An 18,834-nucleotide genomic window follows, 5' to 3' on the forward strand; every position below is an offset into this window, starting at 1 on the left:
TCCAAATCCTCCTTGCGTCATCCTATTCATTACGGCTTAAGTACTTTGTCCAGATAGTCCAAAACCATATCTGAAACCCAGTCATCATGCCACCATATCCGTCCGTGGTGCGGCGCCTCATCTGCTATAAATAATTCCACCTTCTTTTCTCCTGCCGTTTTCCGGATTGTATCTGCAAACCGGACAGACTGTTCCACAGGTACAACCGCATCACGGGCACCATGCATGATAAGAAATGGCGGCATACTTCTGTTCACATAAACACACGGGTCCGCCATCCGCACCAGCTCCGGTATTTCCTTAAGCGGTGCCCCGAGAAGCTGTGACTCTCCTGAGTCTGGAAGATTGTGGTTTGGTTTTCCGGTACCGCTTTTCTTAAATGCCTCATCCATTTCCAGAAATCCACCGCAGGGACCGCACCAGTCAACCACTGCCGCAACGCTGCTGTCATATCCGGCATTCCCCATCTCCAGGTCTTCAAACGCCGGATTTCCGTGGGTTAGCGCTGTCATTGCTACAATCCATCCTCCCGCAGACGGTCCCCACAGTGCCATCTTATCCGGATCCAGATGGTACTTCGCTGCATGGCATTTCAAAAAGCGAACTGCTGCTTTTGCATCATACAGCATGGCCGGGAAACGGGATTCCTTACACTTTCTGTACTCGACGCTGACTACCGCATATCCCCTGTCTGCCGCCCTGAGCATCGGTTCCAGACTGTCTTCACGGTGACCTCCCACAACGAACCCTCCGCCGTGAAAATGGACGATAACAGGATACGGTGCCGTACTTTCCTCATTGGGGTACCAGATATCCAATATCTGGGACGGAGACTGTGTGCAGTATGGGATATCAAACAGCTTTTTCTCGATGTGCCCTGCCACTTCTATAGAAATTTCATGATTGTTCATCTTTTATCTCCCGTCCTTTTTCCCGCCGGCTTTCCAAGAGTCCGGCTATACATTCCGCCAGGGCATCTTCAATGTATCCCGGCTGAAGCCATGTATGGTTCATTCCTACAATTTCCCCTGCATACTGTTCCTTCAGGGCAAAAATATCATCCCCGTAGATATATCCCGCATTATAAAGAAGGCTTGCGTCATGGTTTACAAGAACCAGATTCTGTTCCCCGCTCCTTCGCTGTAATTCTTTACCCAGCCCGGAATATATCTCCCCACTGAACCCCATCAGGACTACCGGTCCTATCTGGAGCTTATGGACGCGTACTTTATATGGAACCGGGCTTTCGTCTTCCTTTTCCCCCGGTGTAACTGCCCACTTTATGCCGGCAGAAAGTTCGATCTCCTGCCTTGTATTTTCAATCCGCCTCACAGTTTTTCGGACATCCGCAAAATGATGTGCCGACAGTGTATGTAACATCGATTTGGCGATGCAGCCTTCCTTTTCATAGGATTCGACAGGCGCGCCGCTTACCGGGTCTTCCCTGTAAACCTGGTTCGACATGACCGGGTTCAGGTCGCCTGCCGCCCCGCTGGACCATATGGCTACGCAGCCTTCATATGCCTGTTCCATATATTGACTCACATTTCCGCCCAGATCACTGGTAATGCCTACTTTTCCGCCTTCCCCGCACCCGTTCAGTATCATAACCGTATTATGGACCGGATAATTGATAAAAAATGCGATCGGCTTCCCCTGAAGAGTCTCAAATCTCATAACAAACAGCGTGTGGTCTGCCTCCCGCTCAAAGTTTGTCCCGGTTCCAAGGTAAATCCCAGTCTTCCCTGACGGGTCTGTGACTTCATAAAATCCAACGCGGTTTACATTTACGAAACTTTTCCCGTAACCATATCCGCAGACTGCCGGCACCAGCCCTTCCAAAGCTTTCTTTGCCGCAGACAGCATTTTTTCCCGAATCAATTTTTCATATTCTTTTGTAGCCTCCTGAACTTCAGCCGGTTTCCGTGCTATATAGTTCGGGCCTTCGTACGGGCGGTCACCTGTCACCGGCGCCGAGTGTGTGTGAATACTGGCAAGCAGTATGTACTCCTGCTCCACCCCGGTATGTTGTTCAAGGAATGCCAGATTTTCCTCAGGATCAGGAACCTTATCCAGATCAAAGGATAACAGCAGCATCTTTTTCCCTTTACTCTCCAGTGCAACCGCCCTCACATACAAATCATCCACAATGCCCCCGAACTGAGAGTCCATCAGTCCGCGCAGATTTTTAAGCAGGCTCCCCGGCGGCGTTATCTTCTCACGTGCGGCACCGCAGTAAAACTGATTATCCATCTATCCACCCTCCTTAAACGTTTCTCTATCTTTCCTATTACCCGTTAATTTCCTTTGCCCTGCAGCAGGATACAAAATGATTCGGGCTGATTTCTTCTAGCTTCTGCGGCTGATGGCACTTTTCACAAGCATAGCTGCACCTTGCCGCAAACCGGCATCCGGGTTTCGGATCGATCGGAGAGGTAATCTCACCTTTCAGTACAATCCGGTTCATCTTATGCCTGATGTCCACGGAAGGAATCGCAGAAAGCAGGGCCTTAGTATATGGGTGGAACTGTTTTTCAAATAATTCATGTGAGGAACACGTCTCTACCAGCTGTCCCAGATACATCACACAGATATCATCGGATATATGCTTCACAACAGATAAGTCATGGGTAATGAACATGTAGGTCAGGTTATGCTCCTGCTGAAGTTTTTTCAGCAGATTCAGAATCTGGGCCTGTATGGATACATCCAGCGCAGACACTGGTTCGTCACATACGATAAACTCAGGGTCCAGTGCCAGTGCCCGGGCAATCCCGACACGCTGCCTGCGCCCGCCGTCCAGTTCGTGGGGATAGGACAGGCGGAGCCTCGGCGCAATCCCGACCAGTTCCATCAGGTCCTGTGTTTTCTCCAGCGCCTGTGTGCGGTTATACTTCCCCGAGATCAGCAGAGATTCCTTGATAGAGTCCTCCACCGTATAGCGCGGATCCAGAGAGGAGTATGGGTCCTGAAAAATAATCTGTGCATGTTCACGGAACTTTTTCATATCATTTTTCCCGAGCTGTGTCACATCCTCATCATTGAAAATAATCTGTCCGCCGGTGCTCTCCTCCAGATGTACGAGCATCCTTCCAAGCGTTGATTTACCGCACCCGGACTCCCCTACGATTCCCATAGTACGTCCCTGTTCAATGCTGAAACTCACATCATCCACCGCATGGACCATGCCCCGGCCGGTCTTAAAATATTTCTTTAAATTCTGGATTTCAATTAATCTGGACATATCTGTTTCCTCCCTACGTCTGACAGGCAGCGGCACTTATGCCCCGGCGAGATCTCTTTCAGTTCTACCTGTGAACATTTGCACTGCCCGGTGACTTTAGGACAGCGCGGGCTGAATTTGCATCCTTTTGGAAGATTGGTCGGGTCCGGCGGCATCCCGTCTATGGGGCTTAACCACTCCACATCCTCATTCAGTTTTGGCAGCGCCCCGAAAAGTCCAACTGTATAGGGATGCGCCGGGTTTTCAAAAATATCTTCCAGAGAACCGGATTCTACGATTTCTCCTGCATATATGATAGCAACCTCATCGCACATCTGGGCAACAACACCCAGATCATGGGTAATCAAAATTGTGGTTGTATTATTTTCCCTGTTTAATTTCTGCATCAGCTCCAGCACCTGTGCCTGAATCGTCACATCGAGTGCTGTCGTCGGCTCATCCGCAAGAAGTAGCTGTGGATTACACGCCAGCGCAATCGCAATGACGACACGCTGTTTCATCCCGCCGGAAAACTGGTGTGGATATTCATCATACCGTTCTGCCGGGATTCCTACGGTTTCCAGCATATCTTCCGCTTTTTTGCGTATCTCTTTTTTCGGTATATTATCATGCAGTGCGATTACTTCTGCGATCTGGTCCCCTACCGACATAACCGGGTTCAGGGAAGTCATCGGATCCTGAAAAATCATTGTGATTTTCTCACCACGTACCTTGCACATTTCTTCCTCTGACAGCTTAAGAAGATTCTTTCCATCCAGCAGGATCTCACCTTTTTTCAATACTGCCGGAGGTTCCTGAAGCACCCGCAGGATGGAGCGTGCGATTGTTGTCTTTCCGGCGCCGGTTTCTCCCACCAGACCGAGCACCCTGCCTTTTTCCAGTTCAAAAGATACCCCGTTTACAGCAGATACCGTCTCTTCTTTTGTCACATATTCCACATTTAAGTCTTTCACCTGTAAAAATGTTTTTTTCTCACTCATATCGTTCTCCCCTACTTCTTAAGCTTTGGATCTAATGCATCGCGCAGACCGTCTCCGAGCAGATTCAGCGCAAGGACAACCAACATGATGCAAATACCCGGAATCAGGCACATATAAGGGAACTTCATCAGGAAATCACGGCTGTCGGCCAGCATGGCTCCCCACTCGGGAGTCGGCGGCTGAACACCAATTCCAATAAAACTCATGCTTGCCGCAAGCATAATTCTCGCCCCCACCCCCATTGTCGACTGGACAAGGATCGGTGCAAACGTATTCGGGAAAACATGTCTTAAAATGATGCGGTAACTACTGCAGTTGCTCGTACGTGCCGCATCCAGATATTCCATTTTCCGCACGTTCAGAATCGAAGACCGCATCAGTCTGGCCGTTCCGGCAATCCCTTCAAACCCAAGTGCAAGGATGGTATTAAATACGCCGGGGCCAAGTACACAGGCGAGTGCGATGTTCAGGATCAGACCGGGGATTGACTGGATGATATCGCAGATACGCATGATCAGATTGTCGGCCCATCCGCCATAATATCCCGAAATCGCCCCGATAATAATACCAAAAACAGCACTGAAAATGACTGAACCGATTCCGATCAGTAGTGAATACCTTGCGCCATACAGGACACGGCTCAAAATGTCACGGCCCATGTGGTCTGTTCCAAACAAGTGGGCCAGACAGGGGGATAAGAAACGGTCTTTAATATTAATCGCGGCGTAATCATATGGCGCAATCAGAGGGGCGAAAATAGCCAGCAGCAGAACTGCTAAAAACAGAATTCCGCCGAACACGGCGCCTTTATTATAAGAGAGCCTTTTTAAGACCTCTAAAAACTGACTTTTCTTTTTTACAGGTTCCTGATTTGTTTTCACATTTATTACATCCGTCATTTTTTCCTACCCCTTTTCTTACCACCGGTAATCTGCGCTTTTACACGCGGGTCAACATAAGCGATCAGAAGATCCGTAAGCAGCATGATAATGGAGAATGTAATTGCCAGAAGAATTACCCCTCCCTGTACAACCGGATAATCGCGGTTGTTTACTGCGTTGACTATGTAAACACCCACTCCGGGGATTGCAAAAATTGTTTCTGCTATCAGCGTGCCGCCGAGTGAAGTACCAAAACTCATGCTTGCAACTGTGATAACAGGTATGAGGGCGTTTGGCAGGGCATGTTTATAAATAACGGAGCGTTTCTTTACCCCCTTTGCCTTTGCCATTGTGATATAGTCCGAATGGATCACTTCCAGCATTCCTGACCGCATCTGCCTTGCCATTGTCGTAATTCCGGCGAACGCAGTCGACGCAATCGGCAGAATCCAGAATTTCAGCCCGCCTGTCCCGTAAGCCGGGAGCCATCCCAGTTTGCCGTTGAAAAACAGAATCAGCACTAATGCAAACCAGAATCCCGGCAGGGAGGTACCAATAAGCGCCAGCGTCATGGAACCATAATCTGCGACACTATTCTGATGTACTGCCGCCGTCACTCCCAGAGGGATGCCGATCACCAGAGACAGGATCATTCCAGATACTGCAAAAATAAGTGTCTTTGGAAAACGCTGTGCAAGTTCTAAAGTAATCGATACATTGCTGATGTAAGAGGTTCCAAAATCAAAACGGATAAATACATCGTATATGTACCTTCCAAGCTGTACGATATACGGGTCATTCAATCCCATCTCCTGCCGCAGTGCATTAATCTGCGCATCTGTAGCCGTTGTCCCCAGAATCACCTGTGCCGGATCACCGGGAGTCAGCTGCATTAAGGTAAAAACTAAAATTACAACACCTAAGATAACAGGTATCATCAATAAAATTCGTTTTAAAATATATTTACCCATAAAGTCATTACTCCAGTTTTCTTGTACTGTATCCTTGAGATCCAGTATCATATGTATTCCGCCTCAAAGTATCCGATTTTGTTCTACCTTTAAATAACGGGATATGGCCCTGTAAGCTCATCCCATACCCCGTTATTTTAGACTTATGGCAGCGGTCCAGACTCATTATTTACTTAAGGCAATTGTATTTGCACGGATAAATCTGTTCCAGTCTACAAAGTAGCCGCTGACAGCTTCTTTGTCATATGCCGCATACTCAGGAAGGTCATAAATCCTGTAATAATATGCATTGTCTGTTATATATTCATAAAAAGCATTAATGTTGTCCTGTGTGTATCCATCTGGCGCGGCAATCTTATCATACAATTCCTGAAGCTTATCATCCTTTGCCCCGGCCCATGTTGCTCCTGACGCATAGTTTTTGCGGTTAAACAATGTATTCCATAAATCAGATGTTACATATCCGCCATTACCCGGTCCTGCGTATGCCAGTTCATACTGTCCGCTTGTACCGTCACGGTAGGAGCCATATGTGGTTCCTTCACATACATTCAGTTCCGCATCGATTCCTACATCCAGCAGGTTTGCCTGTATAATCTGCCACATGGTTGTAATTGTTTTATTATTATTGCAGAGCAGTCTTAAGTGCAGTTTACCTTCATCGTATCCAGCTTCTTTCAGAAGTTCTCTTGCTTTATCCGGGTCATAATCATATGGTTTTGTCTCCCATGAAGAGTCATAACCGATCGTCAGGTCGGCATTCCCACACGTTACGATAGAAGGAGAACCGTAACCGTATCCGCACGCCTCGGCTACTGCCTCGTTGTCAATTGCATACAGGACTGCCTGCCTCAGGGCAAGATTATCATAGAACGGGCTGTCTTCTGTCATGCAGAGCATAATACCGCGGTCCTCAGAAGACGGCACCATACACAGTTCCAGATTGTCTTTTGCGGCAACCTCATCCAGGAGGCTGGGGTCGATGTACTGTGCAAACTGGATTCTTCCTTCTTCTACTGCCAGTGCCATCTGTGTAGGTTCTTCCAGAATGTCAAACTGGATTACCTCTGCGTTTGCAGCGCTTCCGGGGTAAATCAGACTCTCATCCGTCTGCCAGTATGTGCCTGTTTTCCTTGCAACAATTTTAGTCCCGTTTACATAGTCTTTTCCGCCGGCCACTGTATACGGCAGGGTACCGCAGGATGTAGATGCAAATTGGTCCGCGCTGTCATTGTATGCCTTCTCACTTGCAATCGGCACCTTACATACAATATACTCAAAAGCTCCTGCCGCCGTTGTGTTCAGCTTCAGTTCCACATGGTAATCATCCTTTGCTGTAACCGCTTCTACTGTTGTTGCCCAATTCTGCATATATTGTTCAAAACTAAAAACCACATCAGCTGCTGTGATGGCATTGCCTTCTGCATCTTTTATGTAATCATAAATTTCAACATCAAAAGTATTGTCATCTACTTTTTCAAATCCTTTCATCAGGATATTGTCCAGATCCTTTGAACCGCTCTGACAGCTCGCGAGTGTCTCGTAGAGCACATATGTAACCATATCCTTTGTAATTCGTCCGCTTGTCCAGGGGTTCAGGGAGTCTAACCCTCCGTAGATTCCTACGACAAGGGCGCCTTCTTCGCCTTCTGCAGCCACAGTTTCCTGACCTGCTGCCCCGTCACCACTGTCTGTACTGCTCTTTGTGTCTGCATCTTTGTTCCCTCCGCAGGCCGCCGTCGAAACAACCATTGCTCCGGCCAATAAAACTGCCAGCATCCTCTTCACTTTTTTCCCAGCCATTTTTGTACCTCCACTTCGTACATTTTCCTTTCTGTTTTCACAGAATTAATTTTTAGTTACTGTTTATAGAAACAGTATCAGTTTTTGAAAATAATAAATTGCATATTAAGCTTTCACTTGCGCAGAAAATTCTTTTGATGTTACAATAAATGAAACACTTTGGCAAAGGATGAATCCATATGAATTTTTTAAACATCAAATATTTTATGGCAATTGCAGAAGAACAAAGCATCAGCGCTGCTGCGCGAAAATTATTTGTCTCCCAGCAGTCCTTAAGTGAACATCTCAAGAAGCTGGAAAGCGAGATCGGAGTGCCTCTTTTCAACCGTGAAACCCCATTGAGTTTAACTGTTGCCGGTGAGTGCTTCTTCGAGGGTGGTAAGGAGCTCCTCAGTGCCTATGACCGGATGCTTGCCAATATTGACAACGTGACAACGAAACGCCGGAGCAAGATTACGATTGGGATCTCGACCTATGATGTTCCCCCGTTCCTGCCCGACCTGCTGATGCGTTTCTCCGAAAAGTACCCACAGTATGATGTCAGTGTTGTTAAACGCCTGCATACGGACATTTCCCACAACATGCGCGGGGTTGACCTGTACATCAGTTATCTGCCTCTGGATGAGGAACTGGAGCATGTGATTTTGATTAACCATGATCCTTACCATGCCATATTCCACAAAAGCCTCGCAGAGAAGGTATACGGTGACCGCTGGCCTTCCATCGAAGAAAAACTAATAGAGACCCGTGATCTCTCCCTTTTAAAGGAGATGCCGTTCCTTGTCCTGAAAGACCGGCAGGGACAGCTTGCGCGTGACCTGAACAGCATCTTCCAGCAGTACAATTTCACACCCGAGATAGGGTTCCTCTCTGAAAACGGAGACCTCAATGCCGAGATGTGCGTAAAGGGAGCCGGATGCCTTCTGGCACCGACAGATTTCATGAACCGGCGCTTTTTTGCTTCCCCCTCCCGGCCAGCAGATAATTTGCTTCATTACCCGATCGATATCACGGGATTTGACCCCAAGCTCGCTATCTGCTATGAGAAAGGAAAACACCTGCATACCGCCGAAATCTGTTTTCTTAAAGAGGCCCGCCTGCTTTTCACTGAATCGAAAGACAAATGATTTTCTTATATGCATTTTTACTATTTCTTTAATAAAATACTAACCTTTTTAGCACACTTTGTCTAACACAGAAACACTTTGCAAGTTACAGGCAAAAGCCTGTAGGTGATTTTGCACAATTTTAATTTTATATATGACCTAATTTTGTCTTTCCTGAAAGCATTCAAAAACCTTCCAACAAGAATAAAGGGATTGAATCAGATAAATTTTGGAATGAGGACAGGGGATGTATGCGGAATAAGCATCCGTGATAAATAGCCCTATCTATAAGAATAACTCTTGAAACAGCTGAAGACTTATGCTATATTATAAACATAAATGGAACAACCGCCCACAAGGGGTTGACCAGTTAAAAGAATAGAAACTCCACCCTGCACCGGTCAAAGTATCAGGGTGGTTTTTCTATGTAGTACTACTTACAAAACGTAAAAACGAATGTAAGTAATGCCAGAAGGAAAAGACCAAAGGTCATCAAATACTTAAAATCAAAATGGTTGTTTTGATTTTTCATAGGCATCACCCCCATTCTTATAGAATGAGGTCAACGCACCCTGCAACACGATTGTTCTCGTGGATATTTTTCATGTCTTTTCCTACAATCACAATTTTCTACAAACATACTTCCCTCTGCTTGTATCGCCAAATATCACAGAAATTAAAATTTTTATTAGGCAAAACCATCAGACAAGCTTCAAAGTAACAAAAATAAAGGACCGCGAAAATTCGCAATCCTTTATATTTACTGGTTCCCCCAGTCAATTGGAGTGACGTGATTCGAACACACGACCTCTACGTCCCGAACAATTTGGTAGCTTTGCACTCTGAGGTAACTGAATTATCTCTATATGCTTTAAAGCCCTTGAATTTACAGGGTTGCAAGTGGTCGGTAAAACTGTTGTTCATAATCTGTAATGCAGTAACTTTAAAATTGTTAGAACGGGCAGATATCCAAACATATCAATTTTGATTAAAAAATATATTTCCTCAATCTATTAAGGGACTGCATAAACCGCACTCCCTTATATTGATCTGCTCTTATTTAATTAATAACTCTTTCCAATTCCGACGATTATGACCAACCCTTAATATGATAACTGTTTTCATCATGTCCATTATTTCATAAAAAATATAATGATTCTTATATGGCATACAGCGAATCCCTTGACTGGCTAAAACAACATCATCTACTAAGGGGTAGCGTTCTGGTAATTCTTTCAGTCTACTTATTGTGCTTCGTAGACCGGTAATAAAGTTCCGTGCAGTTTCAGGCTCTAATAACGTATATGTAATATAGTCACCTATATCAATAATGTCATCTTTGGCCCGCCTGGTAAGTATAATCTTATAATCAGGCATCTTTGTACCTGCTTTCTATTTCATCAAATACTTCATCGAAATCATAGAGATTACCATCTTGGACATCTTTCAAACCTTCATTGATAAAGTTACGAATTTCCATTCTTGCTAATTCCTCTGGAGAGAAAACAACTTTTTCTGCTGTTATCATTAAAACCACCTCCTAACATTTTACTTATACACAGTATATCATAGTTTGCACAATCATTACCATAAATATTCACATCTATATGCTTTACATTATTTTTGTAAATGCAACATAAGTTTACAATTCTATTACATTTTCCCTATCAAATGATTGGTCTAACTTATCCAGTTTGCTCTACAGTCACCCCCTCTTTTCTTGGTACCAATTGATAAATTCTAGATGAAATCCCATCATTTTTTAATTTTCTGACAAAAAAATCTGCCTGGAGCTTATCATGTGTACTTAACATTATTTGGTATCCTAAATCTGCAATATAATCTCTCAAAACATCAAAAACTGACGAAGCATGTACAAGATCATGATGTTGAACTGGATCATCTAATAAAAGGGCTTTCCACGGCGTCCAACTATACTCATTGGCCAGTGCTAAAATAAATGATAATTGTATATCTGCAATTTGACCTTCACTTGCAATATCAGTTATATCAATTCCTTTATCACGGATCGTTGCTATTGTAGAAGCCATTTGTTTGTTTCGATGGGTTTCATTCTTTAATAAGGGGGCTGTTGTAATTAATGGGTTAATAACTATCCTTTTTAAAATTCTTTTCCAAGAATCGTTAATTAGTCCTAGCTGTAATTGCACTTCATCAGATTCTTTTAGAATCTCATTAAGAAAAGCATTTACAGCCTCTTTTTTCATCGTGATATCTTCCAATTTTTTCGCCTTATCAATGACTTTGTTTTTCAACTCATTATGATATTTCTCAGCACTTTTAGTACCTGCCATGCTAGCAATTTTCTTACTAATCTCTTCATCCTCTAAAAATATTCTCCATGCTGACAAACGATTTTGTAAATCATAAAAAGCTTGCAAATCTTTCTTTATTTGTAAAATCACTCCCTCAAGTCTAACACATTCATTTTTCACTTTTTGTTCATCAGGATTCTTACCCAAATTAAATTCTTTCCATTCCATTAACAAATTAGCTTGTGTCGCATTAATAGTCGAAAGCGCTTCTTCTTCATAAATAATATTTTCTGTCAATCTCTGAAATTCATCTTTTGTTTTACCATATTTATTTTCATTGCTTAATAATTTTTGTTTACAATTTATCAATTCGGTAGTATATTTATTTTTCTCCGCCACACTCTCATCTGAATCTTTGTCTTTAATACTTTTTTCCAGAGCCTCAATATCAGAAGAATTATTTGCAATTACTAATTTCAAAGAGTTTATCTCAGATTTTAACTGAGCTAATCTTCTTTCCTTACTCTGTTTAAGTAACATAACGTTATTGTAATCTTCTATATCTAGTTTAGGAAGTTTTTCTTCTTCACTTTTTAATTCCAAAATCACCTTTTTTTGCTCTCTAATTCTCAAATTTATATTACTTTTTTCATATTCAAAGCTCTCCTCTCCTAGTACTAGATCTCTTTTAATTTGATCTATAATAATATTATTTTGATTAATTAATTGATTTGTTTTATCATACTCAGTATTCAAAGTTTCTATATTTTTTTCAATTTCTGCTAAACTCTTCTCATGTTTTTTCACTAAATCATGTGCCTTTTTTTCTTCAATAATAGCATCATTGAACAGAGGATTTAGAGTCGTTAATATCTTTGTTATTTTTTTGAGCAATACACCTGGTTCATATTTTGCCTGACACAAAGGACAAATCCGTGACTCTTCTGTTATATTTTGTCTTATCACAGATAAGGCACTTTCAATCTCTGTTTCACTCTTTTTCAACAGTTCCACATTCTGTTTTTGTGAGACATAACATCTTTTATATTCCCCAACCTGTTCCTCTACATTAACTTTTTTCTCATTTTCTTCATCTATAAGATTTTTCAAACCCTGTAACTTAGTTTTCTCCGCTAATAACGTTGATATTTTCTCTTCTATATCATTTAATTTCTCTTTTTTCTTTTCTAGATTTATTAACTTTTCATTATGGCGTTTTAAAGAATCCTGAAAATCCTGTATTACACTTTGAGAATGACAGTAGTCTTCAATTTTTTTATTCTGATTTTCAATAAATTCCTCTGTCTCTTTTTCTTCTTTCCTATACTTCTCAATATTCTCTTTATTTACAACAATCTCCTTTTTCTTTAATTCTAGCTCATTAAATTGAGAAATTATTTGACCCACTTTAAACTCTGATTGTGATAGCTCATCTAATTCTTCCATAAGCTTATTTTTTTCCGTTACTAGTCCATTTAAACTCTGTTCTTTCTTTTTCTTTTCACTTTTATATATATTAATTTTTTCATTTTTTTCCGTAATCATAGCCTTGTTTTTAATGTATAATTTAATTCGGTCTTCATAAGAAAATAATTTATTATAATCCGCCAAACATTTCTCACGCATTTCTACTATTTTATTTCTTACGTATGACAACTTGATTGATAACTTATTTAAATCATTATCGTATGTTTCGATTTGAACATCATACTTTAAAGCCAGGCTTTTTATTCCTTTTAGTACATCCTCCAGCTTCAGCTCTGGACTAGTAGCATTTAATTCTACCTTTTTATTTAATAACTCTTCAAATGTCTTAAGTTCATTACTATATTTTTCCCATTCCATTTTTACATTATTTTCAATATTGGTAAATGATCTTAAAACACTAGTTTTTTTTGATAGGATATTTTGAATCTCACTGCTAATAGGAAGACTATTTAATAATTTTCCTGCTTCTGTATCATCACAGCTAACAAACCAATTTTTAGTATTTTGCTCAAAAAAATGAGTCATTTTAAATAAATACGGTATTGAAATATCTTGAGAAATCCCTAAAATTTTGTTTATATCCCCCTCCCTGTTATAAACTCCATTCTTATGTAAAGTTGCTTTAATAAACTCTTTATTATTAAAATATAACTCAACATTCATATTGTCACTTTTTGCATTAACAAAAGCATCTTTATTCCCTCTTAATCTTTGTACTTCTCCAGTAATAGCCAGTTCTATTGCCTCAAATATAGTTGTCTTCCCCGTTCCATTTGGTGCTAATAAAATAGTGGCTCCTTCACCAAATTCAATTTGGACTTTTTCTCCCAATCTTCTCGCATTACTTACTTCTATTTTATCCAATTGAATCATCAGACCACCTCATCAATTATTTTTTCGACCAACTCACTGCCAGAATAATTTCTAAAATACTCTTTCCAATTATTTTGTACTCCATCAGACAGCCATTCGTATTTCTTTTCAATTCTTTTAAAAGAACGCTGTACAGGATCTTGGATATCGATTGATTCCTGTTGTAACATAATCTTTGATAAAAACGTTCTATCCAAAAAGGTATTTAATTCTTCGTGTGGCATTAATACATATTTACGACATAATTGTTCTGTTGACTCAATCCTTATGCATTCCTCTTCGCTAATACTTTTGGGCAATGCTAAAAACAAATACAAATCGACATTCTCTGTATCAAAAAGTGATTCTTTTAATAAAGCTGTCGTTTTTAATATATTTTTTAATCTATTCTTTATCCCATCTGTAAAAACGGAAAGATCTACACATACCAGTGTTTTCTCTCTTATGTCAACCGAATTCCATCTTTTTATACGTAATACTTCTACGCTACCATCCGTAGCATCAAAAAAATCTTTTAATTCCTCTACTTTTTTATTATCTACATTAATCTTATACTTACCGACAGCATATTCTTGTATAATTGGCACTATATTCTCAAATCCCATTTTCATCACCCACAATATCTATAATTGCTAACTCTGTCTTTTCCTTAAATTTATCAATCCGAGGTTGCAAGTATTCTCTAATGCTCTTTATATTTCCTTCATCTATTAATCTCTTAATCTTCATATCAAATGAAATTAAAAGTTTAGGTTGTTTTCGATCTGATAACAAAGCATTATGTCCATAATCATCTGCAAGATTTGCTTCTAATATATCACTCACTGATGACTTTGTACCAGACAATATTATAACATCCGATTTCTCTTCTGAGAGCATTTTAGGTACGCCCCTATAGTCATCAATTTCAATGACATCTTTTATTGAATCTGCTGGACCACTCCAATACTTTACCCCAATAGTTCTTAAATTTAGAGAATTATTAAGTTGCATCCAACTGTACTCTTCTTTATCTCCAAATGTAATAACGACTACCATTGTTAAAAAAAGAGCCTCTACTATAATTCCAACCGTTTTACGTCCCACACGTAGTTCACCTAAAATAGCTTTTCCCTCACTATTGGGATGTAAAATCCCATCAAAAAATTCTTTTTGACATTCTACATCTCTTCCTAATTTTTCATACCATTCATTCCAGCATGTTTCAAGTTTATCTCTTAACTCACTTGCTTTCATGTGTTCCAATTTATCACACATTTTCAAGTTCACACTATCCAGTGTAACCTTATACATTTCAGTTTCTAAGGCTAATGCATACTCTTCCTTATCGCTCAAAGATTTTAATTCTTGACAATTTAGATTATTTCCAAAATCATCACCTGCTGGCATAACATTTAAGTTAGCCAAATCACTTTCAGATGCTCCAAGAGTTCCCCCCACACTCTCCCTGAGTGAACCATTCCATACATCTGGATTAGAACTTAATGTAGCCTTTATCCCCTCTTGATGTAATGATAATCTCATTAAACTTCGAGTGATTTTACAGCGTTTGGAACCAATTCCAATTATTTTCAAGTTACATCTATGTGTAACTGCTCTTCCCCATGATGCCTCTACTACTTTAAGAGGGTCTTCAAGGTTACCCCCGGTTAAGTCATTCATACCTGACACTAACCATGAAGTGTCCTCCGCCTTAAACAATGTCCATGTGGCAATATCCGGTAACATATATTTCTTTAAGTGAATCAACAAATCTTTTGGGGCAAACGCACCAGCATATGTGGAATTCGAATCCATAAATGCCAAAAGGATTGAACACACTGTATCAATCTCTGACGCTATAAATATATCTTTTAACTTTTCTTCTGCCCTATTTCTAAGTTCAGTTTCATAGCCTATTGTCTTTATACACAATAATTTAAAAGCTTTAACAATATGATTCCAGTCATCGAATTCACACCATGTAGTTAGCCATAAATAAACATTTTTGATTTGCTTATCTATAGAAGCTAAATTTTCCATATCTGTTCCTTTTGTAACAGATGTAATACTATCTTTAAAATTCCTAAGTTCTCTTATAGTAATTTCTTTTTTTATATGAACATGTGCCTCTGGTAAACATATCCAAAATTGATCTTTGTTATGGCAATCATTTAGCGTAGCTTTTGCCAATGCACAAATAGTTTTATCAAAAACATTTAACTCTCTTGGCTGATCTTTTAACTTTCCTTTTATATAATTATCTCTAACAACCTTTTCATTTTTTATGTCTGAGCAAAAATCAGTAGTTTGTCGCTTAATTTGAACATATATAGTGCTTAAATCACTATCAGTCATAACAAAATCATCCCAAACTGGGATATCACCTTGCTCCGTTCCAATCTGTAAGACATGAGGCAACCCCTTTGTAAATTCAACCAGCATTTTAGATATTTGCTCCAATGCAAATGATTTTTCATATATTTTTGTTTTATCAAGTGATAGCTTTTTCTGCATTTCCGCCCCTCTGCATCATCTAAAGTAAATACATTTATATTTCATTTTACTACAAGATATCGTCATTTACCAGTTTCTTCTACGCTTCACTTGAATAAAAAATTATTATATTTCCTATAATTCAACATATAAGTATATTAAAATGTCAAAAAATAAACTCCCACAACCTCTACCTTATGAGACAGCCTGAATTCCACATCAGGCTGTCTCCCAAAAAGTATAATTAACTATTCTGGTTTATCTGCCAAAATAGAACCGGCTTTTGATACATGTTCATCCTCATAAGCCCTGACGAACCGATAAAATGTGCTGCTTGACAGATGCAACTGAATCATGGCTTTTTTTGCCGTGATTTCTTTCTGTTTCCATCTCTGATATATCTGTTCAAAATCTGGAGGTCTTAGTACTGCTGGTCTTCCAAGATGTTTGCCTTTTAACTTGGCGGCATCAATTCCTTCCCTCTGCCGTTTCCTGATAGTCAGGCGTTCCTGCTCCGCGATACTTGCCAACACTTCAATTAAAACATTCTGTATCATCTCAATAATCCACTGTTGCCCTTCCGGTGCTTCTATTAGAGAAGTTGGCAAATCCAAAATCTTTAATCGAATACCATTATCCTTAAACCACTCCAGTTCCTGTTTTATATCCTGTTTGTTTCTGGATAATCTATCCAGAGATGTGATAACCAGTGTATCTCCCGGCCTCAATCCAAGTGCACCTTTTAACGCCTTATAAGATTCACGTTCAAGGCTGCTCCCGCTTGCTTTATCTACAAGAATATTTTCTTCAGGAACATACTGACTAAGTGCAGCTATCTGTCTGTCCAAGTTCTGTTCCCTACTGCTGACCCTTGCATATCCATAAACTGTTTTTCTAACCATACGCGTCCTTTTCTAATATATTCATCACAATTACCATTTACCGAGAATTAAAAACTGCCAGAGTAATATCACCTCTGGCAGCCGTCTTATCTCTCAATATTTTAAAATGCCTGAAAGGCAATTATTTGTTAATAAATTATCTGTCATTAAAGTTTAATTTTCCTGCCATATATATTGGCACTGTATATTTTCTCCCCTCCGCTACACCGCCATAAGTGTCTCCTTTCAATAAGAACAGATATCTGATCTTCCCCTCTTTCAGCATCCGGTTGGCTGTTTTCCCGATATCTTTCCCTGCCTTCACTTCTATTCCGTAGACACATTCGTCCTGAAGGCTCTTCACAATAAAATCAATCTCACCGCCCTTATACAGTCCAAACATAGGTGACCGTCCTGCCACTTCCATCTCACGAATCATCTGTTCTATATAACGGCATACAAAGTTCTCATTTATTATCCCTTCAATATTTCGTCGGTCTGCTCCTGCCATCTTAAGAAACAGACGTGCAACACCTATGTCTTTAAAATAAAAACGGCAGTTAAAGGTCACATCCAGAATATCTCCTTCATTCACTCTATCACAATATCCTATGATATTTGAACGGTACAGCCATGCAATCGCATTGTGGATGCTTGTCTTCGTTACTTTGTTCGATTCTTCCTTAAAAATAATCTTCGATAAGTCCGTCATCAGGTCTTTTGAGCCTTTTTTCTCTCGTACCATAGTCTGGGCTATTGCAGGAAATATCTGTTCGAAAAGGTTCATCTCCAGTACATTGTCAAAATACCGCTCTGATTCTTCTATAAAAATACTGATCAGCTCCTGCAGAAGTTTTTGGCATTTGTCCAAATCTCCCGACTCAAAATATTCATTCACTACTGCAGGATATCCGCCAATTTGGCAATATACGTCATATAGTTGCTTTAATTCATCGTATTGTTCATGGCTGCCCCTTCCAAACAAATCCAGTCCGTCATAAATGTCCCTTTTTCCTGCCGCCTCCAGAAATTCTTCATATGATAAAGTCTCCAGCGTCATAGTTTCAATATCTCCTGCCGGAAGAAAATATTCTTTCTGTACGGTCTTTCCAAGGTAACTGCCAGTCACAATAAAATGCGCCGCAAATTCCCGGGAGAATTGCCGGATGAGAGAAAATACTTTAGCAGATTCCTGTATTTCATCTATCAGTATAATGGTTTCACGGTCATCTGTAAATTCCTGATCAAACAGTTCCAATGCCTTATGGATTGGTTTCTCTATCCTTTTCTGCCCCGGCTCCCATTCCGTCGCTTTATCCAGACAGGAGATAAACTCCTGCCCGGATGTCTGCATCATATTAATGTAAATAAAATTATTATAATTCTCCTCGGCAAACTTGGTCAGTATATATGTCTTGCCAACCTGTCTCGCCCCATTAATTTCCAGAACCTTTCCAGAATCCCTTTTTTTCCACTGCAGCAGATTTTCGTATATATCTCTCTTTAAATCCATTTTGCACTCCTAACAATCTTTCTGGCTTTTTAATTATTGTAACAAATCATATGCACAATGGCTAGGTTAAGTTTTATTTCTACAGGGCAATGTAAACCTTCCCTGACTGTCTGTTATATGCATATATGCTGTTTCCCAACTGCTCCTTTTCTTAAACCTGTGATTCATTGATTTCTACAACCATTGCTTTCAACATTTCAAGACAATTTTCCACCATTGGGATATATTTTATGCACTCGCATTGGGAAGGATATATTCTAAATACCAAGCATATAATATACGCAACACTGCATTATGGATTAAGACGATCAGAGGTATTTGGTATAACAGAAAAGTCGCTGGA

15 protein-coding genes are annotated in these 18,834 nt (G+C 40.3%); 1 reads left to right on the forward strand and 14 read right to left on the reverse strand.

The window, feature by feature from the left end:
- Positions 1-29 precede the first annotated feature (29 nt).
- The 7 genes from ABIN22_RS14100 to ABIN22_RS14130 form a co-directional block, all read right to left on the reverse strand.
- Positions 30-911: an alpha/beta hydrolase fold domain-containing protein gene (locus tag ABIN22_RS14100; protein ID WP_346909426.1), complete on the reverse strand. Its 882-nt coding sequence runs from the start codon at positions 909-911 to the stop codon at positions 30-32.
- Positions 898-2,253, reverse strand: a complete 1,356-nt coding sequence (locus tag ABIN22_RS14105) for a hypothetical protein (RefSeq protein WP_346909428.1) — start codon at positions 2,251-2,253, stop codon at positions 898-900. Before ABIN22_RS14105 ends, ABIN22_RS14100 begins: the two co-directional genes overlap by 14 nt.
- Before the next feature lie 37 nt (positions 2,254-2,290).
- A complete protein-coding gene (locus tag ABIN22_RS14110) occupies positions 2,291-3,244 on the reverse strand; it encodes an ABC transporter ATP-binding protein (RefSeq protein ID WP_109730921.1) in 954 nt (317 codons plus the stop codon).
- Complete coding sequence (locus ABIN22_RS14115; protein ID WP_118620015.1) at positions 3,232-4,224, reverse strand: ABC transporter ATP-binding protein; 993 nt, start codon at positions 4,222-4,224, stop codon at positions 3,232-3,234. The genes ABIN22_RS14110 and ABIN22_RS14115 overlap by 13 nt, the downstream gene beginning before the upstream one ends.
- Before the next feature lie 11 nt (positions 4,225-4,235).
- Positions 4,236-5,123, reverse strand: a complete 888-nt coding sequence (locus ABIN22_RS14120; RefSeq protein ID WP_346909430.1) for an ABC transporter permease — start codon at positions 5,121-5,123, stop codon at positions 4,236-4,238.
- On the reverse strand, positions 5,120-6,076 hold the full coding sequence (locus ABIN22_RS14125; protein WP_109731112.1) for an ABC transporter permease: 957 nt from the start codon (positions 6,074-6,076) through the stop codon (positions 5,120-5,122). Before ABIN22_RS14125 ends, ABIN22_RS14120 begins: the two co-directional genes overlap by 4 nt.
- 165 nt (positions 6,077-6,241) lie before the next feature.
- Positions 6,242-7,879, reverse strand: coding sequence for an ABC transporter substrate-binding protein (locus tag ABIN22_RS14130; protein ID WP_346909432.1), 1,638 nt, complete (start codon positions 7,877-7,879; stop codon positions 6,242-6,244).
- Between the two features lie 179 nt (positions 7,880-8,058).
- Here ABIN22_RS14130 and ABIN22_RS14135 point away from each other — a divergent pair, with 179 nt between their 5' ends.
- Positions 8,059-9,006, forward strand: coding sequence for a LysR family transcriptional regulator (locus ABIN22_RS14135; RefSeq protein ID WP_109730917.1), 948 nt, complete (start codon positions 8,059-8,061; stop codon positions 9,004-9,006).
- A gap of 1,035 nt (positions 9,007-10,041) precedes the next feature.
- Here the strand turns inward: ABIN22_RS14135 and ABIN22_RS14140 are convergent.
- The 7 genes from ABIN22_RS14140 to ABIN22_RS14170 all read right to left on the reverse strand — a co-directional run bounded on the left by ABIN22_RS14140 (position 10,042) and on the right by ABIN22_RS14170 (position 18,491).
- Entirely contained in the window at positions 10,042-10,362 is a 321-nt protein-coding gene (locus ABIN22_RS14140; RefSeq protein WP_346909434.1) for a type II toxin-antitoxin system RelE/ParE family toxin, read from the reverse strand.
- On the reverse strand, positions 10,355-10,513 hold the full coding sequence (locus tag ABIN22_RS14145) for a hypothetical protein (RefSeq protein ID WP_346909436.1): 159 nt from the start codon (positions 10,511-10,513) through the stop codon (positions 10,355-10,357). The genes ABIN22_RS14140 and ABIN22_RS14145 overlap by 8 nt, the downstream gene beginning before the upstream one ends.
- A 157-nt stretch (positions 10,514-10,670) precedes the next feature.
- Positions 10,671-13,622, reverse strand: a complete 2,952-nt coding sequence (locus tag ABIN22_RS14150) for an AAA family ATPase (protein ID WP_346909438.1) — start codon at positions 13,620-13,622, stop codon at positions 10,671-10,673.
- A complete protein-coding gene (locus ABIN22_RS14155; RefSeq protein ID WP_346909440.1) occupies positions 13,622-14,233 on the reverse strand; it encodes an ABC-three component system middle component 1 in 612 nt (203 codons plus the stop codon). Before ABIN22_RS14155 ends, ABIN22_RS14150 begins: the two co-directional genes overlap by 1 nt.
- On the reverse strand, positions 14,217-16,118 hold the full coding sequence (locus ABIN22_RS14160; RefSeq protein WP_346909442.1) for an ABC-three component system protein: 1,902 nt from the start codon (positions 16,116-16,118) through the stop codon (positions 14,217-14,219). Before ABIN22_RS14160 ends, ABIN22_RS14155 begins: the two co-directional genes overlap by 17 nt.
- 227 nt (positions 16,119-16,345) lie before the next feature.
- The gene (locus tag ABIN22_RS14165) at positions 16,346-16,999 is read right to left on the reverse strand and encodes a recombinase family protein (RefSeq protein WP_346909444.1); all 654 of its coding nucleotides are present in this window, start codon (positions 16,997-16,999) and stop codon (positions 16,346-16,348) included.
- Positions 17,000-17,135: 136 nt separating this feature from the next.
- The gene (locus ABIN22_RS14170; RefSeq protein ID WP_346909446.1) at positions 17,136-18,491 is read right to left on the reverse strand and encodes an ATP-binding protein; all 1,356 of its coding nucleotides are present in this window, start codon (positions 18,489-18,491) and stop codon (positions 17,136-17,138) included.
- Positions 18,492-18,834: the final 343 nt, after the last annotated feature.

Origin of the sequence: Faecalicatena orotica, assembly GCF_905197545.1 — a bacterium.
Classification (GTDB): domain Bacteria; phylum Bacillota; class Clostridia; order Lachnospirales; family Lachnospiraceae; genus Faecalicatena_A; species Faecalicatena_A orotica.